At 60.4% G+C, this 22,353-nt stretch carries 22 protein-coding genes; 6 read left to right on the top strand and 16 right to left on the bottom strand.

The window, feature by feature from the left end; genetic code table 11:
• Positions 1-139 precede the first annotated feature (139 nt).
• The 3 genes from ACZ0AZ_RS18150 (at position 140) to ACZ0AZ_RS18160 (ending at position 3,183) form a co-directional block, all read left to right on the top strand.
• Entirely contained in the window at positions 140-1,174 is a 1,035-nt protein-coding gene (locus ACZ0AZ_RS18150; RefSeq protein ID WP_039763023.1) for an NADP-dependent oxidoreductase, read from the top strand.
• Positions 1,175-1,240: 66 nt separating this feature from the next.
• Complete coding sequence (gene recR, locus ACZ0AZ_RS18155; protein WP_064363871.1) at positions 1,241-1,843, top strand: recombination mediator RecR; 603 nt, start codon at positions 1,241-1,243, stop codon at positions 1,841-1,843.
• 191 nt (positions 1,844-2,034) lie between these two features.
• Positions 2,035-3,183 (top strand): acyl-CoA dehydrogenase family protein, encoded by a 1,149-nt coding sequence (locus ACZ0AZ_RS18160; protein WP_150741394.1) that lies wholly within the window; start codon positions 2,035-2,037, stop codon positions 3,181-3,183.
• 152 nt (positions 3,184-3,335) lie between these two features.
• Here the strand turns inward: ACZ0AZ_RS18160 and ACZ0AZ_RS18165 are convergent, their stop codons facing one another.
• Both ACZ0AZ_RS18165 and fnr read right to left on the bottom strand, forming a co-directional pair.
• Positions 3,336-3,884 carry an adenine phosphoribosyltransferase gene (locus tag ACZ0AZ_RS18165; protein ID WP_024012326.1) on the bottom strand — a complete coding sequence of 183 codons (549 nt, stop codon included), beginning with the start codon at positions 3,882-3,884 and terminating at the stop codon, positions 3,336-3,338.
• 76 nt (positions 3,885-3,960) lie between these two features.
• Positions 3,961-4,695, bottom strand: a complete 735-nt coding sequence (gene fnr, locus ACZ0AZ_RS18170; RefSeq protein WP_039763025.1) for a fumarate/nitrate reduction transcriptional regulator Fnr — start codon at positions 4,693-4,695, stop codon at positions 3,961-3,963.
• A gap of 154 nt (positions 4,696-4,849) precedes the next feature.
• Here fnr and ACZ0AZ_RS18175 point away from each other — a divergent pair, with 154 nt between their 5' ends.
• Positions 4,850-5,332 carry a hypothetical protein gene (locus tag ACZ0AZ_RS18175; protein WP_129999177.1) on the top strand — a complete coding sequence of 161 codons (483 nt, stop codon included), beginning with the start codon at positions 4,850-4,852 and terminating at the stop codon, positions 5,330-5,332.
• Here ACZ0AZ_RS18175 and hemN read toward each other — a convergent pair.
• The 6 genes from hemN to ccoG all read right to left on the bottom strand — a co-directional run bounded on the left by hemN (position 5,329) and on the right by ccoG (position 12,375).
• A complete protein-coding gene (hemN, locus tag ACZ0AZ_RS18180; protein ID WP_129999176.1) occupies positions 5,329-6,711 on the bottom strand; it encodes an oxygen-independent coproporphyrinogen III oxidase in 1,383 nt (460 codons plus the stop codon). The genes ACZ0AZ_RS18175 and hemN overlap by 4 nt on opposite strands.
• Positions 6,712-6,907: 196 nt before the next feature.
• Positions 6,908-7,591: a sulfite exporter TauE/SafE family protein gene (locus ACZ0AZ_RS18185; RefSeq protein WP_041479091.1), complete on the bottom strand. Its 684-nt coding sequence runs from the start codon at positions 7,589-7,591 to the stop codon at positions 6,908-6,910.
• The gene (gene ccoS / locus ACZ0AZ_RS18190; protein WP_039763029.1) at positions 7,584-7,796 is read right to left on the bottom strand and encodes a cbb3-type cytochrome oxidase assembly protein CcoS; all 213 of its coding nucleotides are present in this window, start codon (positions 7,794-7,796) and stop codon (positions 7,584-7,586) included. Before ccoS ends, ACZ0AZ_RS18185 begins: the two co-directional genes overlap by 8 nt.
• Positions 7,797-7,819: 23 nt before the next feature.
• Positions 7,820-10,270 carry a heavy metal translocating P-type ATPase gene (locus ACZ0AZ_RS18195; RefSeq protein WP_129999175.1) on the bottom strand — a complete coding sequence of 817 codons (2,451 nt, stop codon included), beginning with the start codon at positions 10,268-10,270 and terminating at the stop codon, positions 7,820-7,822.
• Positions 10,271-10,406: 136 nt separating this feature from the next.
• Positions 10,407-10,946, bottom strand: coding sequence for a FixH family protein (locus ACZ0AZ_RS18200; protein WP_039763031.1), 540 nt, complete (start codon positions 10,944-10,946; stop codon positions 10,407-10,409).
• Positions 10,947-10,959: 13 nt separating this feature from the next.
• Complete coding sequence (gene ccoG, locus ACZ0AZ_RS18205; protein WP_039763032.1) at positions 10,960-12,375, bottom strand: cytochrome c oxidase accessory protein CcoG; 1,416 nt, start codon at positions 12,373-12,375, stop codon at positions 10,960-10,962.
• A gap of 478 nt (positions 12,376-12,853) precedes the next feature.
• Here ccoG and ACZ0AZ_RS18210 point away from each other — a divergent pair, with 478 nt between their 5' ends.
• On the top strand, positions 12,854-13,858 hold the full coding sequence (locus tag ACZ0AZ_RS18210) for a metallophosphoesterase family protein (protein WP_463537834.1): 1,005 nt from the start codon (positions 12,854-12,856) through the stop codon (positions 13,856-13,858).
• A 539-nt stretch (positions 13,859-14,397) separates the two neighbouring features.
• Here ACZ0AZ_RS18210 and ccoP (ACZ0AZ_RS18215) read toward each other — a convergent pair.
• The 8 genes from ccoP (ACZ0AZ_RS18215) to ccoN (ACZ0AZ_RS18250) all read right to left on the bottom strand — a co-directional run bounded on the left by ccoP (ACZ0AZ_RS18215) (position 14,398) and on the right by ccoN (ACZ0AZ_RS18250) (position 21,295).
• The gene (ccoP, locus tag ACZ0AZ_RS18215; RefSeq protein WP_463537835.1) at positions 14,398-15,381 is read right to left on the bottom strand and encodes a cytochrome-c oxidase, cbb3-type subunit III; all 984 of its coding nucleotides are present in this window, start codon (positions 15,379-15,381) and stop codon (positions 14,398-14,400) included.
• Positions 15,378-15,563, bottom strand: coding sequence for a cbb3-type cytochrome oxidase subunit 3 (locus ACZ0AZ_RS18220; RefSeq protein WP_463537836.1), 186 nt, complete (start codon positions 15,561-15,563; stop codon positions 15,378-15,380). Before ACZ0AZ_RS18220 ends, ccoP (ACZ0AZ_RS18215) begins: the two co-directional genes overlap by 4 nt.
• Before the next feature lie 5 nt (positions 15,564-15,568).
• The gene (gene ccoO / locus ACZ0AZ_RS18225) at positions 15,569-16,177 is read right to left on the bottom strand and encodes a cytochrome-c oxidase, cbb3-type subunit II (protein WP_007917161.1); all 609 of its coding nucleotides are present in this window, start codon (positions 16,175-16,177) and stop codon (positions 15,569-15,571) included.
• Positions 16,177-17,619, bottom strand: a complete 1,443-nt coding sequence (gene ccoN, locus ACZ0AZ_RS18230) for a cytochrome-c oxidase, cbb3-type subunit I (RefSeq protein ID WP_024012334.1) — start codon at positions 17,617-17,619, stop codon at positions 16,177-16,179. Before ccoN (ACZ0AZ_RS18230) ends, ccoO (ACZ0AZ_RS18225) begins: the two co-directional genes overlap by 1 nt.
• A gap of 481 nt (positions 17,620-18,100) precedes the next feature.
• Positions 18,101-19,054 carry a cytochrome-c oxidase, cbb3-type subunit III gene (gene ccoP / locus ACZ0AZ_RS18235; protein WP_463537837.1) on the bottom strand — a complete coding sequence of 318 codons (954 nt, stop codon included), beginning with the start codon at positions 19,052-19,054 and terminating at the stop codon, positions 18,101-18,103.
• A complete protein-coding gene (locus ACZ0AZ_RS18240; protein ID WP_016773878.1) occupies positions 19,051-19,248 on the bottom strand; it encodes a cbb3-type cytochrome oxidase subunit 3 in 198 nt (65 codons plus the stop codon). Before ACZ0AZ_RS18240 ends, ccoP (ACZ0AZ_RS18235) begins: the two co-directional genes overlap by 4 nt.
• Positions 19,249-19,251: 3 nt before the next feature.
• A complete protein-coding gene (gene ccoO, locus ACZ0AZ_RS18245; protein ID WP_003223389.1) occupies positions 19,252-19,860 on the bottom strand; it encodes a cytochrome-c oxidase, cbb3-type subunit II in 609 nt (202 codons plus the stop codon).
• A 10-nt stretch (positions 19,861-19,870) separates the two neighbouring features.
• A complete protein-coding gene (gene ccoN, locus ACZ0AZ_RS18250; protein WP_129999171.1) occupies positions 19,871-21,295 on the bottom strand; it encodes a cytochrome-c oxidase, cbb3-type subunit I in 1,425 nt (474 codons plus the stop codon).
• A gap of 90 nt (positions 21,296-21,385) precedes the next feature.
• Here ccoN (ACZ0AZ_RS18250) and ACZ0AZ_RS18255 point away from each other — a divergent pair, with 90 nt between their 5' ends.
• The gene (locus ACZ0AZ_RS18255; protein WP_129999170.1) at positions 21,386-22,066 is read left to right on the top strand and encodes an alpha/beta family hydrolase; all 681 of its coding nucleotides are present in this window, start codon (positions 21,386-21,388) and stop codon (positions 22,064-22,066) included.
• Positions 22,067-22,353 lie beyond the last annotated feature (287 nt).

Consider the following 22,353-nt stretch of genomic DNA (forward strand, 5'->3'; position numbering starts at 1 on the left):
TTGGAATGCATTCCCCTGTGGGAGCGAGCCTGCTCGCGAATGAACTCACCTCGGCACAACTGAAGAAACATCGAACACACCACCGCTACCAAGGTCTGCTCCCTATACACCGAATTCCCCATTCACAGGAGACGCTGACATGTCCGACCCTCTCACCCTCAACCAACGTTTCGTCCTCGCCTCGCGCCCGACCGGCGCACCGACCCCGGAGAACTTTCGTCTGGAGCGCGAGGCGCTGCCGGATCTGCAGGACGGTCAGGTGTTGCTGAAAACCCTGTACCTGTCGCTCGACCCGTACATGCGCGGACGTATGAGCGACGCACCGTCCTACGCTGCGCCAGTGCAGATCGGCGAAGTCATGACCGGCGGCGCCGTCAGCCGGGTCGAGCAATCCAATCATCCGAAATTTCATGTTGGTGATCTGGTGGTCGGCGCGACTGGCTGGCAGAGCCACAGTATCAGCGACGGTCGCAACATCATGCCGATCCCGGCCGGCCTGCCGAGCCCGTCGATGGCCCTCGGGGTGCTGGGCATGCCAGGCATGACCGCGTACATGGGGCTGATGGACATCGGTCAGCCGAAAGAAGGCGAAACCCTGGTGGTGGCTGCGGCGTCTGGCGCCGTCGGCTCGGTGGTCGGGCAAGTGGCGAAGATCAAAGGCCTGCGCGCGGTCGGCGTAGCCGGTGGGGCCGAGAAGTGCAAATACGTGGTTGAGGAGCTGGGTTTTGATGCCTGCATCGACCACAAGGCCGACGACTTCGCCGAGCAACTGGCCAAGGCCTGCCCCAACGGCATCGACATTTATTATGAGAACGTCGGTGGGCACGTGTTCGACGCGGTCGTGCCGTTGCTCAATCCCAAGGCGCGCATCCCGCTGTGCGGCCTGATCGCCGGCTACAACGCCGCCGAGGCGCCGACTGGCCCGGATCGCCTGCCGATGCTGCAACGCACTCTACTCACCAAGCGTGTGCGTATTCAGGGCTTCATCGTTTTCGACGATTACGGTGATCGTCAGCCGGAATTCATCAGCCACATGGTGCCGTGGGTACGCGACGGCAAGGTCAAGTTCCGCGAGGACGTGGTCGAAGGTCTGGAGCAGGCGCCCGAGGCGTTCATCGGTCTGCTGGAAGGGCGCAACTTCGGCAAACTGGTGGTTCGGGTTGCCCAGGACTGAGGATTTGACGCTGGCCAGAGGCGCGGGTATAAACCGCGTCTCGTTGTTTAGTCGGACTGTGTACCCATGAGCTTCAGCCCTTTGATTCGCCAACTGATCGACGCCTTGCGCACCTTGCCGGGCGTGGGTCAGAAAACCGCTCAGCGCATGGCGTTGCAGTTGCTCGAACGTGATCGCAGCGGCGGCACCCGTCTGGCTCAGGCCTTGAGCCAGGCCATGGAAGGCGTCGGCCATTGCCGCCAGTGCCGCACGCTCACCGAAGATGATCTGTGCCCGCAATGCGCCGACCCGCGCCGCGATGACACGCTGCTCTGCGTGGTCGAAGGGCCGATGGATGTCTATGCGGTGGAGCAGACCGGTTTCCGTGGCCGCTATTTCGTGCTCAAGGGGCATCTGTCGCCGCTGGATGGCCTGGGGCCGGAAGCGATCGGCATTCCGCAATTGATGGCGCGCATTGAAGAGGCGGGAACCTTTACTGAAGTCATCCTCGCCACCAACCCGACGGTCGAAGGCGAGGCGACGGCGCATTACATTGCGCAGTTGTTGCAGAACAAAGGTCTGATCGCTTCGCGGATTGCCCATGGCGTGCCGCTGGGCGGTGAGCTGGAGCTGGTCGATGGCGGCACGCTGGCGCATTCGTTTGCCGGGCGTAAACCGATTTCCCTCTGAATTTGCGGCGTCTGAACTAACGCCTTCGCGAGCAGGCTCGCTCCCACATTGGTTTGTGTCGTTCACAAATCCCCTGTGGGAGCGAGCCTGCTCGCGAATGGCGCGCCGCGCTCCATCTGATTCGCACAATTTCATTGATAACCAAGCAAGCGCTCGGTTAACGTCGGCGAACCCTTCCGTGGAGCTCGCCCATGCCTGCCTTTCAGGAATACTTCGACCCCAGCCACCAATTGGTCCGCGACAGCGTCAGACGTTTCGTCGAACGCGAGATCCTGCCGGACATTGATCAGTGGGAAGAAGCCGAAAGCTTTCCCCGTGAGCTGTACCTCAAGGCCGGTGCCGCAGGCATTCTCGGTATCGGCTATCCCGAAGCGCTTGGCGGCAGCCATGAAGGTGATCTGTTCGCCAAGGTCGCCGCCAGTGAAGAGCTGATGCGCTGCGGCTCTGGCGGCCTGGTGGCGGGGCTGGGCTCGCTGGATATCGGCCTGCCGCCGATCGTCAAGTGGGCGCGGCCAGAAGTTCGCGAGCGGGTCGTTCCCCAAGTGCTCAGCGGCGAGAAGATCAGCGCCCTGGCGGTCACCGAGCCCGGCGGCGGTTCCGACGTCGCCAACCTGCAAACCCGCGCCGTGCGAGACGGCGATTTCTACCGGGTCAGCGGCAGCAAAACCTTTATCACCAGCGGCGTGCGCGCCGATTTCTACACCGTCGCGGTGCGCACCGGTGCGCCGGGGTTCGGCGGTATCAGCCTGTTGCTGATCGAGAAGGGCACGCCGGGTTTCAGCGTCGGTCGGCAATTGAAGAAAATGGGCTGGTGGGCGTCGGATACCGCTGAATTGTTCTTCGACGATTGCCGCGTGCCTGTAGGAAACCTCATTGGCGCAGAGAATATGGGCTTCGCCTGCATCATGGGCAATTTTCAGAGCGAACGGCTGGCGCTGGCATTGATGGCCAACATGACGGCGCAATTGGCGCTGGAGGAGAGCCTGAAGTGGGCGCGCGAGCGTGAGGCATTTGGCAAACCCATCGGCAAGTTTCAGGTGATCAAACATCGCCTCGCCGAAATGGCCACGGCGCTGGAAGTGTCGCGCGAGTTCACGTATCGGCAAGCGGCAAAAATGGCGGCGGGGCAGAGTGTGATCAAGGAAATTTCCATGGCGAAGAACTTCGCCACCGACACGTCTGACCGGATCACCACCGAGGCGGTGCAGATTCTCGGCGGGCTCGGTTATATGCGCGAAAGCCTGGTGGAGCGGCTGTATCGGGATAACCGCATTCTGTCGATTGGCGGCGGGACGCGGGAAGTGATGAACGAAATCATCAGTAAGCAGATGGGGCTCTAAAAGCAAAAGATCGTCCGATGCATGATCGTTCCCACGCTCTGCGTGGGAATGCAGCCCGGGACGCTCCGCGTCCCTATCGCAAGCTGGAACGCAGAGCGTCCCTTGAGGCATTCCCACGCGGAGCGTGGGAACGATCAATCTTTAGATCTTGATTATTTATCAGTCAAAGCAAACTGCGTCAGGCAGAACGTCGGGATGCCCATGTCCTGCAAGCGCTGCGAACCTTGCAGCTCGGGCAGATCAATGATCGCCGCCGCTTCATGCACCCGCGCGCCCATGCGGCGAATCAGGTTGGCCGCTGCAATCAACGTCCCGCCGGTAGCGATCAGGTCATCGAACATCACCACCGAATCGCCTTCACACAGGCTGTCGGCGTGCACTTCCAGAAACGCTTCGCCGTATTCGGTGGCATATCCTTCGGCGAGCACGTCCGCCGGCAGTTTGCCTTGCTTGCGGAACAGCACCAGCGGTTTGTTCAACTGATAGGCCAGTACCGAACCGATCAGAAAACCACGGGCGTCCATGGCGCCGATGTGGGTGAAGTCGGCTTCGACGTAGCGGTGGGCGAAGCTGTCCATCACCAGGCGCAGCGCCGTCGGCGACTGGAACAGCGGGGTGATGTCGCGAAAGATCACACCCGGTTTCGGGAAGTCGATCACGGGGCGGATCAGGGATTTGATGTCGAAGGAGTCGAAGACCATCGGGGGCGTCCTGGCAGGGCTGCAAACGGCGCAGTATACCCGCGGCTGAAACGATTCGCTCAACCGCGGGTCGTGATCAGCCTTCGATCGAACCGCCGGCCAGTGCGCACAGCTGGATCGGGTCGAGAATATGGATCTCCTTGCCCTCGGCGGCAATCAGCTCGTTCTGCTGGAAACGGGTGAACACCCGCGACACGGTTTCCACCGCCAGGCCCAGATAATTGCCGATTTCATTGCGCGACATGCTCAGGCGGAACTGGTTGGCCGAGAAGCCGCGAGCGCGGAAGCGGGCCGACAGGTTGACCAGGAAAGTAGCGATGCGCTCGTCAGCGGTCTTCTTCGACAGCAGCAACATCATTTGCTGATCGTCGCGAATCTCGCGGCTCATCACCCGCATCAACTGGCGGCGCAATTGTGGCAATTGCAGGGCCAGTTCGTCGAGGCGCTCGAAAGGGATTTCGCAGACAGAAGTGGTTTCCAGCGCCTGGGCCGACACCGGGTGTTTCTCGGTGTCCATGCCCGACAGTCCGACCAGTTCACTCGGCAGGTGGAAGCCAGTCAGTTGCTCTTCACCGGCATCGCTCAGGCTGAAAGTCTTCAGGGCGCCGGAGCGAACCGCATAAACGGAATCGAAGATGTCGCCCTGGCGGAACAGGAACTCGCCCTTCTTCAGCGGGCGGCCGCGTTTAACGATTTCGTCCAGCGCGTCCATGTCTTCCAGATTCAGCGAAAGTGGCAGGCAGAGCGGGGCCAGGCTGCAATCCTTGCAATGGGCCTGGTTGTGAGCGCGCAGTTTGACTGGCTCGGACATTTCTTCAATCCTTGTGGGAAAACACACATAAGCCGTAAGGGTAACTCACGCGAGGACATTCAGGCCAGCACGCGGCGGCGTTGTCCCACAGACATAAAGCCGCAGCACCTGCGGCCGATAAACAGCTATCAGCATCCATTCAGGGAAGGCCCCGATGACCGCCATTGGCACGCTAGGCCCCGGTAGCAGCGGCGTTGCTGCCGCGCCGGAGATCAACAATACCGACGCTGCGATCAACCGCGATGACGACTTGTCGAACACGGCAACCCCGACCTTGGTCGAGGGCGTCAAAGTGTCGCTGTCTGGCGCGGCCATCGCCAAATCCGCTGCTGTCGGCGGCGAGAACAGCGACGTCGATAACAGCGGCTTGCCGGAGAACATTCAGCAATTGCTGAAGATGATCCGAAAAATCCAGAAGGAGATCATCGAGAAGAAAGCGCGCATGGCGGCGGTCATGTCCGACAGAACGCTTTCCGCTGAAGAAAAGATCAACAAGCTCGCCGCATTGCGTGGTGCCATCGCCGCGCTCAACAGTGGCCTGATCACCGCCAACCTCGCCTTGTCGAAAGTGATGAACCAGTCGGCGCTGACTCCTGAGCAGAATTTCAAGGTCGGCTCGTTGCTGAACAAACCTTAAATCACTCGGGAAAAACGCTGGCGGTTCTGCTGCTCAAGGTACGCATCGAAGACCATGCATACCGAGCGCACCAGCAATCGGCCCGCCGGCAACACCTCGATGCGCTCGTGCTCGAGTTTGATCAGGCCATCCGCGGCCATGCCTTGCAGTTGCGGCCACAGCGCGCCGAAATAGCCCTGAAAATCGATGTTGAACTGCTGCTCGATTTCAGCGAAATCGAGTTTGAAATTACAGATCAGCTGCTGAATCACCGCGCGGCGCAAGCGATCGTCGGCGTTGCACACCAGGCCGCGACTGGTCGCCAGTTGCGCGCTGGCGAGGCTGTTCTGATAAGCCGTGAGGTCGCTGCTGTTCTGGCAGTACAAATCGCCGATCTGGCTGATCGCCGACACGCCCAGACCAATCAGGTCGCAGTGACCGTGGGTGGTGTAGCCCTGAAAGTTGCGTTGCAGGGTGTGTTCTTCCTGAGCGATCGCCAACTCGTCATCGGGCAGGGCGAAGTGGTCCATGCCGATGTAACGGTAACCGGCAGCGGTCAGTTGCTCGATGGTGCGCTGGAGCATTTCCAGCTTGTGCACCGGGTTCGGCAGTTCGCTGCTGTTGATCCGCCGTTGCGGCATGAAGCGTTCCGGCAGGTGCGCGTAGTTGAATACCGACAGACGATCCGGTTGCAGGCTGATCACTTCCTCGACGGTGCGAGCGAAATTGTCCGGTGTCTGCTTTGGCAGGCCGTAGATCAGATCAATGTTGATCGAGCGAAATTGCAGGGTTCGCGCCGCATCGATCACCGCGCGGGTTTCTTCCAGGCTTTGCAGGCGATTGACCGCGCGCTGCACCGCCGGGTCAAGGTCTTGCAGGCCAATGCTGACCCGGTTGAAACCCAATTCGCGCAACAGGCCCATGGTCGACCAGTCGGCTTCGCGCGGGTCGATTTCGATGCCGTAGTCACCAGAATCGTCATCGAGCAGATTGAAATGCTTGCGCAGGTGCGCCATCAGCTGACGCAATTCATCGTGGCTGAGAAAGGTCGGTGTGCCGCCACCGAAATGCAGCTGCTCGACTTTCTGCGCCGGGTCGAGGTGGCAGGCGATCAACTGGATTTCCTGCTCGAGCCGTTGCAGATACGGCTGCGCACGCCCGCGATCCTTGGTAATGACCTTGTTACAGGCGCAGTAGTAGCAAATGTTCGCGCAGAACGGCACATGCACGTATAGCGACAACGGCCGCTGCGCCTTGCGGCTGTCGCGCAGGGCATGGAACAGGTCGAAAGTGCCGACCTGACCGTGAAATTGCACGGCGGTCGGATATGAGGTGTAGCGTGGCCCCGCCAGATCGTAGCGGCGGATCAGATCAGAGTCCCAACGAATGGCGTCGAGCATGCGGGCATTCCCCCGGATAGGCTGGCAGTGTGGCGAGTCTATCGGGGGGCGGCGATGGGGCTGTTGATTTGCATCAACAGGGGGAGGTGTGTTGATCCTGCGGGCCTCTTCGCGAGCAAGCTCGCTCCCACAGATTTTGTGTACGCCTCAAATCCCCTGTGGGAGCGAGCTTGCTCGCGAAGGCCACGCCGCTGGTTTAATGGCCCATAAGCCAATGCTGATGCGGCCCGGGCAAGGTCCACAAGCCAAACAGAATCACCAGCAAGCCACCCGCCATGCGCACGCTGCGTTTGCGCAAAATGGCCGTGACCCGTTCAGCCGCCAGCCCGGTGGCGAGCAGTACCGGCCAGGTGCCGAGGCCAAAAGCGAGCATGAGCAATGCACTGTCCAGCGCATTGCCCTGGCTCGCGCTCCACAACAGCGTGCTGTAAACCAGTCCGCACGGCAGCCAGCCCCACAGCGCACCGAGCAGCAAGGCGCGCGGCAGGCTGGAAACCGGCAGCAAGCGATTCGCCACCGGTTGAATAAAACGCCACAAGCCACGCCCGAGCGCTTCGATACGGGTCAGCCCGCTCCACCAGCCGGCCAGATACAAACCCATGGCGATCAGCAGTAACCCGGCCAATACGCGCATGAACAGCGCCGCCGGACTGTTGGCGACGGCCCATCCGGCGAGGCCGATGAGCAATCCCGCCGTGGCATAACTGAGAATCCGCCCGAGGTTGTAAGCCAGTAACAGGCGAAAGCGCCGGCTGCGCTGCTCTTTGGGGATCGCCAGGGTCAGCGCGCCCATCAGGCCGCCGCACATGCCCAGACAATGGCCGCCACCGAGCAGACCGAGGATCAGCGCCGAGACCAGCAGAGGCGCCAGTTCAAGCATGGGGTGGCGCCTTGTCGTCCGGTTTGCCGGCGTTGGCTTCGTCCACTGCAGCGGTGTGGTTGGGATCCTGATCGTCAAACAGGATGCTGTGCGCCGGGCCGTCGAGGTCATCGTACTGACCGCTGTCCACCGCCCAGAAGAAGATGTACACGGCGATGGCGACGATGAGCAAGGCAGCGGGAATCATCACGTAGAGAGCTGGCATGGGTAACTCCAGGCTCGCGCGGCTCAGGCCGGCAGCGGGCGGGTTTGGGTCGGGCTGCTGGCGGCCGGCGCGCTCGGCAGGCGAGTCAGGCGCAGGGCGTTGAGCACCACGGTCAGCGAACTGATCGACATGCCGACCGCCGCCCACACCGGAGTGATCCAGCCGAGGGCGGCGAACGGCAACATGAGGCCATTGTACAGCGCCGCCCACAGCAGGTTCTCGATGATTACCCGGCGCGTGCGTCGCGCCAGGGTGAAGGCTTGCACCAAGGCGTCGAGGCGGTTGGACAGCAGCACCGCATCGGCGCTGGTTTTCGCCAGATCGGTAGCCGAGCCCATCGCCACGCTGATGTCGGCCGCCGCCAATACCGGCACATCGTTGACGCCATCACCGAGCATCAGCACCTTGCGCCCTTCCTTGTGCAGTTGTTGCAGCACGTGCAGTTTGTCATCGGGGCGCAAACCGCCACGGGCCTCGTCGATGCCCAGTTCGGCGGCGACACTGGCGACCATCGGCGAACTGTCGCCGGACAACAGCAAGGTGCGCCAGCCCCGCGCTTTGCAGGCCGCGATCAGGGCAGGGGCGTCATCACGCAGGCGATCATCGAGCACCAGCCACGCCAGCGGCCCGTGGCTGTCGGCGAGCAGCAGCCATTGCCCGGCTTCATCGGGCAGCGACGGCAGCGCCGCGCCGCTCAGGGCACAGGCAAATTCGGCCTGACCGATGCGCAAGCGTTGCTCACCGACCACGCCTTCCAGGCCCAGCCCCGGTGTACTGTGCACGTCCTCGGCGGCCAGTGGCGCACGGCCGAACGCCCGGGCGATCGGGTGCTCCGAACGGTTTTCCAGCGCAGCAGCGAGGCTCAGGCATTGCTCACTGTCGAGCGCGCCGAGCGGGCGAATCGAGCGCAGCACCAAGCGGCCTTCAGTGAGCGTGCCGGTCTTGTCGAAGATCACTGTGTCGATCTGGTTCAAGCCTTCCAGCACATGGCCACGGGTCAGCAGCAGCCCGAGTTTGTGCAGGGTGCCGGTGGCGGCGGTGAGGGCGGTCGGCGTCGCCAATGACAGCGCGCACGGGCAGGTCGCCACCAGCATGGCGAGGACGATCCAGAACGCCCGAGAGGAATCCAGTTGCCACCACAGCAGGCCGATCACTGCTGCCGCAATCAGCGACAGCAGGAGGAACCATTGCGCGGCGCGGTCGGCGATTTCCGCCAGACGCGGTTTCTCCGCCTGAGCGCGATCGAGCAGGCGCACGATCGCGGAAAGACGCGTGTCCTGCCCCAGCGCCTGCACTTGCACAGTCAATGCGCCTTCGACGTTGAGTGTCCCCGCAGTAACCGCATCGCCGAGCGTGCGTGGCTGCGGCAGGTATTCGCCGGTCAGCAGCGATTCGTCGATGCTCGACTGGCCGTCGATGATCTTGCCATCGGCCGGCAGAATCGAGCCCGGCTGCACCAGAATCCGCTCGCCTACGCGCAATTCGCTGAGCAGGATGCGTTCGCTCTGACCGTCGCTATCCAGGCGCAGGCACGAGGCCGGCAACAGGTTGACCAGTTGCGCAGTGGCGGCAGCGGTGCGTTCGCGGGCGCGGCGTTCCAGATAACGCCCGGCGAGCAGAAACAGCGCGAACATGCCGACCGCATCGAAGTACAGCTCGCCGACGCCGGTGATCGACGTCCAGATTCCGGCGATATAAGCGCTGCCGATCGCCAGCGATACCGACACGTCCATGGTCAGGTGGCGGGTGCGCAAATCGCGCATCGCGCCTTTGAAGAACGGCGCGCAGCTGTAGAACACGATCGGTGTGGTCAGAAACAGCGCGACCCAGCGCAGGATCGTGTGCAGCTCGGGACTGAGGTCGATGTTGAATTCCGGCCAGGTGGCCATGGTCGCCATCATTGCCTGAAACCACAGCAGACCGGCGACGCCGAGCTGGCGCAGGGCCAGGCGATTCTCGCTGGCCAATTGTTCGCTGGCGCGATCGGCCTGGTACGGGTGGGCGGCGTAACCGATGTGGCGCAGCTCGGCGAGGATCTGGCTCAGCGGCAATTGTGAGTCGGCCCAACGTACGTGCAAGCGGTGGTTGGACAGGTTCAACCGCGCTTCGGCGACGGCGGGCAGGGTGCGCAGGTGTTTCTCGATCAGCCAGCCGCACGCGGCGCAACTGATGCCTTCCATCAACAAGGTGGTTTCAGCGAGGTCGCCTTCGTGGCGGACGAAGGGTTGCTGCACGTCGGCGCGGTCGTACAGCGCCAGTTCATCGCTCAGTTGCACCGGCAGCGCTTCGGGATTGGCCGAGGCTTCGCTGCGATGCTGGTAATAGCTTTCCAGACCACCGGCTACGATGGCTTCGGCCACGGCCTGACAGCCCGGGCAGCAGAACTCGCGGGCCTGCCCGAGGACGACGGCGGTGAAGCGACTGCCGGACGGGACGGGCAGGGCGCAGTGGTAGCAGGGGGGTGGGCTGGTCATGGTGCGCGTTCCGATGATCGTTCCCACGCTCCGCGTGGGAATGCCTCCCCGGACGCTCCGCGTCCGCTTCGGCTGGGACGCGGAGCGTCCCTGGCTGCGTTCCCACGCAGAGCGTGGGAACGATCAGAGTAAAGGCTTATTTTTTCAGGTCTTCCGCACCCTGCAATGGCTCATCGCCCAGCAGCAGCTCCTTGTCATGGCTGACCAGCTCTTCTTCGAACATGCGCCACACGTGCTCATCCTGGCTGCCGAGCAACTCGACAAACCGCCGACCTTCAACCTTGTCACCCAACTGGCCGATGTAGCGCCCGCTCTCGCTTGCGCTGCGGGTCAGCACGATCTTGCGATCCTTCTCCGGCTGGGTCGGCGAGATCAGGTTCAGTTCCAGGGTTTGCGGCTGGCTGTCACCGTTCAAGCGCAGATCGACTTCACCGGTCACGTCATCCAGATGCACCGCCGCACGCAGTTTCAGGGTCTGCGCCAGCAACTCGCGATCCAGTGAACGGTTGATGCCTTTACCCGCTTCGTAATAGTTGTCGTTGACCAAATTGTCCGGGTTGTTCACCGCGATGGTCACCATGGACAGGGTCAAGGCCACCGAGCAGGCGAGGATGGCGATGATGATCCACGGCCAGAGGTGCTTGTACCAGGGACTTGCGGCGTTTGCAGCGGGCATGTTCAAAATTCTCTCAACGGATTTGTGGGCCGATGAATCGGCTCTTGGCTTCAACGTGGACGCTGTCGTCATCGGCGTCCTTGAGGATGAATTTCACCTCGTTGGTGCTCGATGGCAGTTGTTCCGGCGCGCTCGACAACTCGACCGGCATGCTGACGATATCGCCGGCGGCCACCTTGATCTCGCGCTTGCCTTGCAGGCGCAGGTCCGGCAGCCCCTCGGCTTGCAGCAGGTAAGTGTGGTCGCGCTGATCCTTGTTCATGATTTTCAGGCTGTAGACGTTTTCGATCCGGCCTTCAGCGTTTTCGCGGTACAGCACGCGGTCCTTGCTGACATCGAATCCCACCAGCGAGCGCATGAAGAAAGCGGCGACCAACAGGCTGATCATTGCCAGCAGCACCACGGCGTAACCGATCAGGCGCGGACGCAGTTTATGGGTTTTCTGCCCCGAGAGGTTGTGTTCGGTGGTGTAGCTGATCAGCCCGCGCGGGTAATCCATCTTGTCCATGATGCTGTCGCAGGCGTCGATGCACGCAGCGCAGCCGATGCACTCGATCTGCAGGCCATCGCGGATGTCGATGCCGGTCGGGCAGACCTGCACGCACATCGTGCAGTCGATGCAATCGCCCAGCCCCAGCGCCTTGTAGTCGATGCCTTTCTTGCGCGGCCCACGGCTTTCACCACGGCGCGGGTCGTAGGAAACGATCAGTGTGTCCTTGTCGAACATCACGCTCTGGAAGCGCGCATACGGGCACATGTAGATGCACACCTGCTCACGCAACCAACCGGCATTGCCGTACGTGGCGAGGGTGAAAAAACCGACCCAGAAATACGACCAGCCATCGGCCTCGCCGGTGAAGAACTCGATGACCAGGTCGCGGATCGGCGAGAAGTAGCCGACAAAGGTCATGCCGGTGACGAAACCGATCAGCAGCCACAGCGAGTGCTTGGCCAGTTTGCGCAGGAATTTGTTGGCGCTCATCGGCGCCTTGTCGAGCTTGATGCGCTGATTGCGGTCGCCTTCGGTGACCTTTTCACACCACATGAAAATCCACGTCCATACGCTCTGCGGGCAGGTGTAACCGCACCAGACGCGCCCGGCATAGACAGTGATGAAGAACAGGCCGAATGCAGCAATGATCAACAGACCGGAGAGCAGGATGAAATCCTGTGGCCAGAAAGTCGCGCCAAAGATGAAGAACTTGCGCTCCGGCAGGTTCCACCACACCGCCTGATGGCCGCCCCAGTTCAGCCACACCGTGCCGAAATACAGCAGAAACAACGCCGCACCGCCGAGCATCCGCAGATTGCGGAACAGGCCCGTGAAGGCACGGGTGTAGATTTTTTCTCGTGAGGCATAAAGATCGACGCTGTTGTTCGCGTTCTTGCTCGGCGGCGTGACGTCGTGTACCGGAATCTGATTGCTCATCATTGCATCCCACGGCAGTGGAAAAATGCCTCGGTCGATACGTGCCAACCGAAGTCAAAAAGGGCTGTTGCAGTAGCGCGATGATACGCCTGCCGCTCTGGCTCAAGGGTGCGACCTTTGGTCGCGTTGGGTAAAAAATGCAGATGGTGTAGCGATTGCGCGTAAGCCTGACGCAGATCAATTGACTTGTTGAGTATGGACGGTTTTGCCGAAGCGGCTAGTTCATCTTTTCAATCGCATGTTCAAGTCGCAGGCGTTGATTTCGCAAAGTTGAATGATAATCCGACGCTCGTTATCACTGCCATTACAAGTTCTAACAGGTTCCAATGGCGCCGCATGTTGTAAGTCGTCGGGTCTGAAATATATAAACTTGATTGTTGTTGGTGAATGCTTTGAAGTTTTCACTGTATTCGCATAAGTTTTGTTCTCGCGAAAATTCTTTTGCGTATCGACGGTTAACTTAAATGGAATTTAAAGCATGACTTTGAATAATCTAATGAGCCTCTTTATCAGTGCTTGCCTGGTCGCTTCGGCTATTTCCGCTCAGGCTGCTACTGACATGCCGAAACACATGGTATTTGCTTCGGATACTCAGTATCCGTGGACCGACAAGACCGATAGTCGCGAGCCCGAATCGGATTCAGACTTCAAGGAGCGCTCGAAATGGCTGGTTGAAACCCAACTCGCGAGCATTGCCGAATTCAGAAATCAACACGGCTCTCAAGCGCAGGTTCCTTTGATGATCAATGGCGATATAACCGCTTTTGGGCATGGTTGGCAGCGGTCTTATATGAAGGCCACTTTGAACAAGTATTTCGCTGGTGATTATTTGTATGGGCTGGGCAATCACGATTATGAAAATAACGTCGACGATTGCTTTACCAATAGCTGTGCTGCCGGGAGTATCGTCGAGTTCAAGGAGCATCATGAGCGTAAAGTCGATAACTTCGATCTGAAGATAGCCAGCGGCTTTCTGGGCAAGACGTATTCCGGAAGCCTCGCCTATTCGAAAAATATCGGCGATGTGCATATGGTTCAGCTCAACAACGAGCCGACCTACACCGCCCGGATTGCTCATCCATTGAATCCGACGACATTTGAAATCAATGATGCCCTTGACTGGCTCGAGACCGATCTGAGACTGGCCCGAGCGTCGGGTTACGCCATCATCATCAATATGCATAAACCGTTGGACCACAAGGGGAGCTATACGCAACAAAAACGCTTCCGCGATATGGTCAACAAATATCAAGTGACGGCGATCTTTGCTGGCCATTTGCATAAGGATGGCGGTGATGCGTATCAGGAGGGGAACGTGCCTGTTTACCTGAGCGGCAGTACCTCTCAGCAGACCTATCTGACCGCCAGCTTCACCGAGGACCGCAAGCATCTGCAGGTTTATCTGGTGGAAAACAACCAGTGGCGCAATCGGACGTTGATCGACACCACGGCGGTGCATTCAATCTTTGCCCAACGCCCATGAAAAAGGCCCCGCCGATGATCGGGCGGGGTGTCTATCTACCAGTTATTCGCAGCGATCCATGGGTTGATCAGAGGGACGCCGCTGAGCTGGAAGTCGGCAATTTTTCGCCGCTCGGAAACTACATGGGTATCCAGTAGAAACATCAGCAAAGATCCACGCTGCGAGGCGTGATGACGGTGCGCTCGGGTTCGCCCTTGTCAGATCAGTCGACCGCCGCCGAGGCCGTCAAGTCCGCCACCGTTACCGGGGCTGTTCATGGTCTGCTGCGAAACCTCCGGTAACGGCTTGGCAGAGGTTCGTTCGAATCTTGCCCTGTGGGCAGAGCTGGTGTGAGGCTGATTCTGCTGCGTGCGTTGATCATTTTTCGACATTGGTGCTTCATCCTTGAAGTGGACCCGATATGGCTTATCGGGGCCGAAAAAACCTACCGGGCATCGCAGCTCAGGTCCATTGAACAAACGTTTCGAATCATGAATGCCGGCATGAAAAAGGCCCCGCCAATCTCATTGGCGGGGCCTTTTACGCTTCAAGCGCTGGCGTTATTCGGCCTGCGCTTCCGCTGCTTTTTCACCATGTGACAAGCTGTAAACATACGCCGCCAGCAGGTGCACCTTGTCGTTGCCCTGCAGTTGTTCCTGCGCCGGCATCTGGCCCTGACGGCCGTAGCGGATGGTCTGCTGCAGTTGCGCGAAGCTCGAGCCGTAGATGAACGCGCCCGGATGGGTCAGGTCAGGCGCGCCCATGGCCGGCGTTCCTTTGCCGGCAGGGCCGTGGCAAGCCACGCAGTTGGCGGCGAAGAGTTTCTGGCCATTGGCCGGGTCGGCCTTGGCGCCTTCCGGCAGCTTGCGCCCGTCGAGATTGGTCACCACGAAGGCGGCTACGTCAGCCACGCCTTGCTCACCGATCACATCAGCCCACGCCGGCATCACCGCGTGGCGGCCGCCCATGATGGTGGTCTTGATGGTTTCCGGCTCGCCGCCCCAGCGCCAGTCGGCGTCGGTCAGGTTGGGGAAGCCATAGGCGCCCTTGGCGTCGGAACCGTGGCACACCGAGCAGTTGGACGCAAACAGACGGCCACCCATCTTCAGTGCTTGCGGATCCTTGGCGACTTCTTCGATCGGCATCGCCGCGAACTTGGCGAAAATCGGACCGAAGCGAGCGTCGGAACGGGCCATTTCCTTTTCCCACTCGTGGACGCCGGTCCAGCCGGTCTGGCCGTTGGCGAACGCGGTCTGCTTCTCGGTATCCAGATAGTTGTAGCCCGGCAGCAGACCTTTCCAGTTGCCCAGACCGGGGTACAGCACCAGGTAACCCAGAGCGAACACGATGGTGCCGACGAACAGCATGAACCACCATTTCGGCAGTGGGTTGTCGTACTCCTCGATCCCGTCGAAGGAGTGGCCGACCGTCTCGTCCGTCTGTTCGCTGCGCTGGCCCTTGCGGGTCGACAGCAGCAGCCAGGTCAGGGCGAAGATCGTACCGAGACTGAGGACTGTGACGTACAGACTCCAGAATGTAGTCATTCTTTGTTACTCCTAGAAGCTTGCTCGACGTGCTTGATGGCTTCGGGATCATCGGCAAAAGGCAGCATGGTCGCGTCGTCGAATTCCGACTTGCGATTGGGGCTGAACACCCACAAGGCCAGACCAATGAAGGCCACCATCACGACCACGGTGCCCAGGCCTCGAATCATCCCGATATCCATCAGATTCACCGTTTGCTTTTGATGATGGTGCCCAGGCCTTGCAGATAGGCCACCAGCGCGTCCATTTCGGTTTTGCCCTTCACGGCATCCTGTGCACCGGCGATGTCTTCGTCGGTGTACGGCACGCCGAGGGTGCGCAAGACTTCCATTTTTTTCGCGGTTTCCTTGCCGTCGAGCTTGTTTTCCACGAGGAACGGGTAAGCCGGCATTTTCGACTCGGGGACCACGTTGCGCGGGTTGTACAAGTGCGCACGTTGCCAGTCATCGGAGTAACGACCGCCCACGCGGGCCAGGTCCGGCCCGGTACGTTTGGATCCCCACAGGAACGGGTGGTCCCAGACGCTTTCACCGGCAACCGAATAGTGGCCATAGCGTTCGGTTTCAGCGCGGAACGGGCGGATCATCTGCGAGTGGCAGCCGACACAACCGTTGGCGATGTACACGTCGCGGCCTTCCAGTTCCAGCGCCGAGCGGGGCTTCATGCCCTCGACCGGCTTGTTGGTGACGTCCTGGAAGAACAGCGGAACGATTTGGGTCAGGCCACCGACGCTGACGGCGATGACCATGAAGAAGGCCAGCAGGCCAATATTCTTCTCGACAGCTTCATGCTTCATCAGTGAGCTCCAACGACGGCAATCTTGGCGGCGGCTTCGGCTTCAACCGGATCCGACGCGCGAACGGTGCGGTACACGTTGTAAGCCATCAGCAGCATGCCGCTGGCAAAGAAAGCACCGCCCAGCGCACGGACGATGAAGCCCGGGTGGCTGGCCTGCAGCGCTTCGACGAACGAGTAGGTGAGGGTGCCGTCATCGTTGATTGCGCGCCACATCAGACCCTGGGTGATGCCGTTGACCCACATCGAGGCGATGTAGAGCACGGTGCCGATGGTCGCGAGCCAGAAGTGCGCGTTGATCAGCCCGGTGCTGTGCATCTGCGCCCGGCCGAACAGTTTCGGGATCATGTGGTAGATCGCGCCGATCGAGATCATGGCTACCCAACCGAGGGCGCCGGCGTGAACGTGGCCGATGGTCCAGTCGGTGTAGTGCGAGAGCGAGTTGACGGTCTTGATCGCCATCATCGGCCCTTCGAAGGTCGACATGCCGTAGAACGCCAGCGACACCACGAGGAACCGCAGGATCGGGTCGGTGCGCAGCTTATGCCAGGCACCCGACAGGGTCATCATGCCGTTGATCATGCCGCCCCAGCTTGGCGCCAGCAGAATGATCGACATCGCCATGCCCAGCGACTGGGCCCAGTCCGGCAGGGCGGTGTAGTGCAGGTGGTGCGGGCCGGCCCAGATGTACAGGGTGATCAGCGCCCAGAAGTGCACGATCGACAGACGATAGGAATAGATCGGGCGTTCGGCCTGTTTCGGCACGAAGTAGTACATCATCCCGAGGAAACCGGTGGTGAGGAAGAAGCCCACCGCGTTGTGGCCGTACCACCACTGGATCATCGCGTCGGTGGCACCGGAGTAGGCAGAGTACGACTTGAACAGGCTGACCGGCAGCGACATGTGGTTGACGATATGCAGCATCGCGGTGACGACGATGAACGCGCCGTAGAACCAGTTGCCGACGTAGATGTGCTTGGTTTTGCGCTTGGTGATGGTGCCGAAGAACACCAAACCGTAAGTGACCCAGACAATCGCCAGCAGAATCGCGATCGGCCATTCCAGCTCGGCGTATTCCTTGGTGGTGGTGTAACCCAGCGGCAAGGTGATGATGGCGCCGACGATGACCGCTTGCCAGCCCCAGAAGGTGAAGGCAGCGAGGCTGTCGGAAATCAGTCGCGTCTGGCAGGTTCGCTGCACGACATAGTAGGAAGTGGCAAACAGTGCACAACCGCCGAAGGCGAAAATCACCAGGTTTGTGTGCAACGGGCGCAAGCGTCCAAAGCTCGTCCACGGCAGACCGAAGTTCAGTTCCGGCCAGACCAGTTGCGAGGCGATGAAGACACCGAGCCCCATGCCAAGGATCCCCCAGACCACCGTCATGATGGCGAACTGGCGGACTACCTTATAGTTATAAGCAGTCGGACTGATTGCTGTGCTCATTCTAAGGTTCCACGGTTTGGGTATTTTTATAGGGATAAAATCGGCCGCAAGTATGTATAAAGCAGGGGGTCATTGCAACGCGCCATGACCTGGGTCAATGCTTTCCAACGCTGATTCTGCGGCCTTTCCATGCGCCGCGTAGGGTCAAAAATGGCCTCTGACAAAATGTCGCCGTGAGTGAAAAAAACTCCGGTTCCGGATCGCCGTCAACGATGCCCGCTGACAGGTCTTGATCGGGTTTCACAAGGCAATCGGCGTAACAGCCGTTAACTGCCTGCCTTTGCGGCAAATCCATCGGCCGGTTTATCGGACGCATCGCTTGAGAGTCATCGGAAACCGTCACGCACCGGTCCGCTTTCGAACAAGCGTAGACCCGAATCAGGCGAACCGAAAGGTGAGGTGGCAAGGGGTGCGACAATGCGTCGCAAGGGGGCGGGAAACTGCCGCGACGAGAAAGTCGCGGCAGTTATGTGCGCAAGATTTATTTGGCTGTGTCTTCAGTTGCAAGTTTTTCTGTATCCAAACTCCTGCTCAAGCTGTACACATAAGCTGCAAGCAATTGCACTTTATCGTTGCCCAACATCTCGTTCTGCGCTGGCATGTGCCCTTGGCGACCATGGCGAATGGTCTGCTCAAGCTGGGTAAGGCTGGTGCCATAAATGAAGCCGGCCGGATGAGTCAGGTTTGGCGCGCCCATCGCTGCAGTGCCTTGGCCGCTGGCGCCATGACAGGCAACGCAAGTAGTGCTGAACGCCTGCTGCCCGGCTTGCAGATCTGCCTTGCTGTCGGCGGGTAGCGGCAGGCCGGCGAGTTCGTGGCGCACATACGCGGCAACGTTTTTCACCCCGGCCTCACCGAGCACTTCGCCCCAGGCCGGCATCGCCGCCATGCGGCCGCCCATGATGGTGGCCTTGATCGTCTCGGCATCGCCACCCCAGCGCCAGTCGCTGTCGGCGAGATTAGGGAAGCCGAACGCGCCCTTGGCATCCGAGCCATGGCACACCGAGCAATTGGAGGCGAACAGACGACCACCCATTTTCAGCGCCTGTGGATCCTTGGCCACTTCTTCCAGCGGCATCGCCGCGAATTTGGCGAAGATCGGACCGAACCGGGCGTCAGCCTTGTTCATTTCCTTTTCCCATTCGTGCACGCCGGTCCAGCCATCCTCGTAACCGGGCAAGATGCCTTTCCAGTTGCCCAGGCCCGGATACAGAATCAGATAACCCACCGAGAACACCAGCGTGCCGGCGAACAGCATGAACCACCACTGCGGCAGCGGGTTGTCGTATTCCTCGATGCCGTCGAAGCTGTGGCCCATGGTCTGGTCGACGCTGCCCTTGGTCTCGCCCCGGCGGGTGCCGATCAGCAGCCAGGTCAGGCCGATCAGGCTGCCAATGGTCAGTACGCATATCCACGTACTCCAGAAGGTGGTCATGGCCGGGTACTCCTTGTTTCAGGGGCTGAAATTGTTTCGGGTAGTGGTTCGTCGGCGAAGGGCAGCAGCCGTGCTTCGGCGAATTCCGGGGTGCGCTTGCGGTTGAACACCCACAAGGTCAGGCCGACGAAGGCGACGAACACCACGACCGTGCCGAGGCCGCGAATCAGGCCTGCACTCATTTCAATGACCATGACTTACCTCTTGCTCTTGATTGCAGTGCCGAGCACTTGCAGGTAGGAAACGAGGGCGTCCATTTCGGTCTTGCCCTTGAGGCTGGCGACCGCGCCGCTGATGTCGTCATCGGTGTACGGCACGCCGAGGGTGCGCATGGTTTTCAGCTTGGTTTCGGTGTGGCTGCTGTCGACCGCTTGGGTGACCAGCCACGGATAGGCCGGCATCTTCGATTCCGGCACGACGTTGCGCGGGTTGTACAAATGCGCGCGGTGCCAGTCATCCGAGTAGCGCGCACCAACCCGGGCGAGGTCCGGCCCGGTGCGTTTCGAACCCCACAGGAACGGGTGATCCCAGACGCTTTCACCGGCCACCGAGTAGTGCCCGTAGCGTTCGGTTTCGGCGCGGAACGGGCGGATCATCTGCGAATGGCAACCGACGCAGCCTTCGCGGATATAGATGTCGCGGCCTTCCAGTTGCAGCGCGGTGTAGGGCTTCATGCCTTCCACCGGTTTGTTGGTGACGTCCTGGAAGAACAGCGGGACGATCTGGGTCAGGCCGCCGATGCTCACGGCGAACACCATCAGCAGCATCAGCAGGCCGACGTTCTTTTCAATCGTTTCGTGTTTCATGGCGGACTCCTCAGGCCATCTGCGCGGCAGCAACGACATCAGCAGGCTGCGAGGCCCGCACGGTGCGCCAGGTGTTGTAAGCCATCAGCAACATGCCGCTTAAGAAAATCGCCCCGCCGATCAGCCGCACGACAAATCCCGGATGGCTGGCCACCAGGGTTTCGACGAAGGAGTAGGTCAGCGTGCCGTCCTCGTTCACCGCGCGCCACATCAGGCCCTGGGCAATGCCGTTGACCCACATCGAGGCGATGTAGAGCACGGTGCCGATGGTCGCCAACCAGAAATGCGCGTTGATCAGGCCGACGCTGTGCATCTGTGCCTTGCCGAAGATTTTCGGGATCATGTGGTACAGCGCGCCGATCGAAATCATCGCCACCCAGCCGAGGGCGCCGGCGTGAACGTGGCCGATGGTCCAGTCGGTGTAGTGGGAGAGGGCGTTCACAGTCTTGATCGCCATCATCGGCCCTTCGAAGGTCGACATGCCGTAGAACGCCAGCGACACCACGAGGAAGCGCAGGATCGGATCGCTGCGCAACTTATGCCAAGCGCCCGAGAGGGTCATCATGCCGTTGATCATGCCGCCCCAGCTCGGTGCCAGCAGGATCAGCGACATCACCATGCCCAGCGACTGCGCCCAGTCCGGCAGCGCCGTGTAGTGCAAGTGGTGCGGGCCGGCCCAGATGTACAGGGTGATCAAGGCCCAGAAGTGCACGATCGACAGGCGATACGAGTACACCGGACGCTCGGCCTGTTTCGGCACGAAGTAATACATCATGCCGAGGAAGCCGGCGGTGAGGAAAAAGCCCACGGCGTTGTGGCCGTACCACCATTGCACCATTGCGTCGGTGGCACCGGCGTACAGCGAGTAGGACTTGGTGAAACTCACCGGCAACTCAAGGTTGTTGACGATGTGCAGGATCGCCACGGTGATGATGAACCCGCCGAAGAACCAGTTGCCGACATAAATGTGTTTGGTTTTGCGCTGCATGATCGTGCCGAAGAACACGATGGCGTAGGCAACCCAGACGATGGTGATCAGGATGTCGATCGGCCATTCCAGCTCGGCGTATTCCTTGGAGCTGGTGTAACCCAGTGGCAGGCTGATTGCCGCCAGCAGGATCACCAGTTGCCAGCCCCAGAAGCAGAATGCGGCGATTTGCGGCGCGAACAATTGTGTCTGGCAGGTGCGTTGCACCGAATAGAAAGAGCTGGCGAACAGCGCGCAGCCACCGAAGGCGAAGATCACCGCGTTGGTGTGCAGCGGGCGCAGGCGGCCGAAACTGGTCCAGGGCAGATTGAAGTTGAGTTCCGGCCAGACCAATTGCGCCGCGAGAAAAACCCCGAGGCCCATGCCGACGATGCCCCACACCACCGTCATAATGGCGAATTGGCGGACCACCTTGTAGTTGTAGGCGGTACTGATAGAAGTGTTCATGGTTCCCCATCCACGGTTCAGCCGAAGTGAGCGCGCAAACGGCGCGAATCCTTCGCCTGGAGTTATAGGCAGACTAAAAGCGAGGCAAGCATGGACAAACAGCACAAGGCCAGTATTGACGGGGATCAATGGGCGCAGTGTGTGCGCGATCATGGGTGGCTTTGGGATGCCGCTGTTGGTGAGGCTTCGGCGACTTTGATCCTGGCCCACGGGGCGGGGGCGCCGATGGATAGCGACTGGATGAACGACATGGCTGGGCGTCTTGCCGGGCTTGGGGTCAACGTGTTGCGGTTTGAGTTTCCGTATATGGCGCAGCGGCGGGTGGATGGTGTGAAGCGGCCGCCCAATCCTGCGGCGAAACTGTTGGAGTGCTGGCGGGAGGTGTTTGCGCTTGTGCGGCGTCATGTCGCTGGGGTTTTGGCGGTTGGCGGGAAATCGATGGGCGGGCGGATGGCCAGTTTGCTCGCGGATGAGTTGGGGGTGGATGCGCTGGTGTGTCTGGGGTATCCGTTTTATGCGGTGGGGAAGCCGGAGAAGCCGCGGGTTGAGCATTTGGCTTCGTTGCGTACGCGGGCGGTGATTGTGCAGGGGGAGCGGGATGCGCTGGGCAATCGTGAGGCTGTTGCGGCTTACAGCTTGTCTCCGAGTATTGAGGTGTTTTGGTTGGCCTCCGGGGACCATGATTTGAAGCCGCTCAAGGCTTCTGGCTTTACGCATGAACAGCATTTGGCCAGCGCCGCGCAGAAAGTGTCCGAGTTTCTCAAGGGTTGACCGAGATTCTGTTCTCCATGGAGATCGGCTCCCTTTCCCCCTCGCCCCCTTGGGGGAGAGGGTTGGGGTAGCTGTTGATCTTGCTCTTGGGGGCATATCCGTTGCTTCGGGCGCTGCGGCTGGCGGTTTCGCCTGACGGCGACTTACTTTTTTACAAGCGCCTAAAAAAGTAAGCAAAAAACGCTAGCTCCTGCGTTCGGCCCTCGCAGGCTCGGGTCCCTTCGCTGCGGGATCGATCCGGGCGCAGCGGCTACGGTTTGCTTCGCTGCACCTCCTTCCGCTGTGTC

The organism is Pseudomonas sp. AC239, from assembly GCF_979258545.1.

What these genes read in the sequence shown, in the direction of transcription:
- ACZ0AZ_RS18195 (WP_129999175.1), bottom strand. Translation starts at nt 10,270, where the DNA reads ATGACCAGCCCACCCCCCTGCTACCACTGCGCCCTGCCCGTCCCGTCC.
- ACZ0AZ_RS18150 (WP_039763023.1), top strand. Translation starts at nt 140, where the DNA reads ATGTCCGACCCTCTCACCCTCAACCAACGTTTCGTCCTCGCCTCGCGC.
- ccoS (WP_039763029.1), bottom strand. Translation starts at nt 7,796, where the DNA reads ATGCCAGCTCTCTACGTGATGATTCCCGCTGCCTTGCTCATCGTCGCC.
- ACZ0AZ_RS18240 (WP_016773878.1), bottom strand. Translation starts at nt 19,248, where the DNA reads ATGGTCATTGAAATGAGTGCAGGCCTGATTCGCGGCCTCGGCACGGTC.
- ccoO (WP_003223389.1), bottom strand. Translation starts at nt 19,860, where the DNA reads ATGAAACACGAAACGATTGAAAAGAACGTCGGCCTGCTGATGCTGCTG.
- recR (WP_064363871.1), top strand. Translation starts at nt 1,241, where the DNA reads ATGAGCTTCAGCCCTTTGATTCGCCAACTGATCGACGCCTTGCGCACC.
- ACZ0AZ_RS18185 (WP_041479091.1), bottom strand. Translation starts at nt 7,591, where the DNA reads ATGCTTGAACTGGCGCCTCTGCTGGTCTCGGCGCTGATCCTCGGTCTG.
- ccoO (WP_007917161.1), bottom strand. Translation starts at nt 16,177, where the DNA reads ATGAAGCATGAAGCTGTCGAGAAGAATATTGGCCTGCTGGCCTTCTTC.
- ACZ0AZ_RS18255 (WP_129999170.1), top strand. Translation starts at nt 21,386, where the DNA reads ATGGACAAACAGCACAAGGCCAGTATTGACGGGGATCAATGGGCGCAG.
- hemN (WP_129999176.1), bottom strand. Translation starts at nt 6,711, where the DNA reads ATGCTCGACGCCATTCGTTGGGACTCTGATCTGATCCGCCGCTACGAT.
- ACZ0AZ_RS18200 (WP_039763031.1), bottom strand. Translation starts at nt 10,946, where the DNA reads ATGCCCGCTGCAAACGCCGCAAGTCCCTGGTACAAGCACCTCTGGCCG.
- ACZ0AZ_RS18160 (WP_150741394.1), top strand. Translation starts at nt 2,035, where the DNA reads ATGCCTGCCTTTCAGGAATACTTCGACCCCAGCCACCAATTGGTCCGC.
- ACZ0AZ_RS18175 (WP_129999177.1), top strand. Translation starts at nt 4,850, where the DNA reads ATGACCGCCATTGGCACGCTAGGCCCCGGTAGCAGCGGCGTTGCTGCC.
- ACZ0AZ_RS18165 (WP_024012326.1), bottom strand. Translation starts at nt 3,884, where the DNA reads ATGGTCTTCGACTCCTTCGACATCAAATCCCTGATCCGCCCCGTGATC.
- ccoP (WP_463537835.1), bottom strand. Translation starts at nt 15,381, where the DNA reads ATGACTACATTCTGGAGTCTGTACGTCACAGTCCTCAGTCTCGGTACG.
- ccoG (WP_039763032.1), bottom strand. Translation starts at nt 12,375, where the DNA reads ATGAGCAATCAGATTCCGGTACACGACGTCACGCCGCCGAGCAAGAAC.
- fnr (WP_039763025.1), bottom strand. Translation starts at nt 4,695, where the DNA reads ATGTCCGAGCCAGTCAAACTGCGCGCTCACAACCAGGCCCATTGCAAG.
- ccoN (WP_024012334.1), bottom strand. Translation starts at nt 17,619, where the DNA reads ATGAGCACAGCAATCAGTCCGACTGCTTATAACTATAAGGTAGTCCGC.
- ACZ0AZ_RS18220 (WP_463537836.1), bottom strand. Translation starts at nt 15,563, where the DNA reads ATGGATATCGGGATGATTCGAGGCCTGGGCACCGTGGTCGTGATGGTG.
- ACZ0AZ_RS18210 (WP_463537834.1), top strand. Translation starts at nt 12,854, where the DNA reads ATGACTTTGAATAATCTAATGAGCCTCTTTATCAGTGCTTGCCTGGTC.
- ccoP (WP_463537837.1), bottom strand. Translation starts at nt 19,054, where the DNA reads ATGACCACCTTCTGGAGTACGTGGATATGCGTACTGACCATTGGCAGC.
- ccoN (WP_129999171.1), bottom strand. Translation starts at nt 21,295, where the DNA reads ATGAACACTTCTATCAGTACCGCCTACAACTACAAGGTGGTCCGCCAA.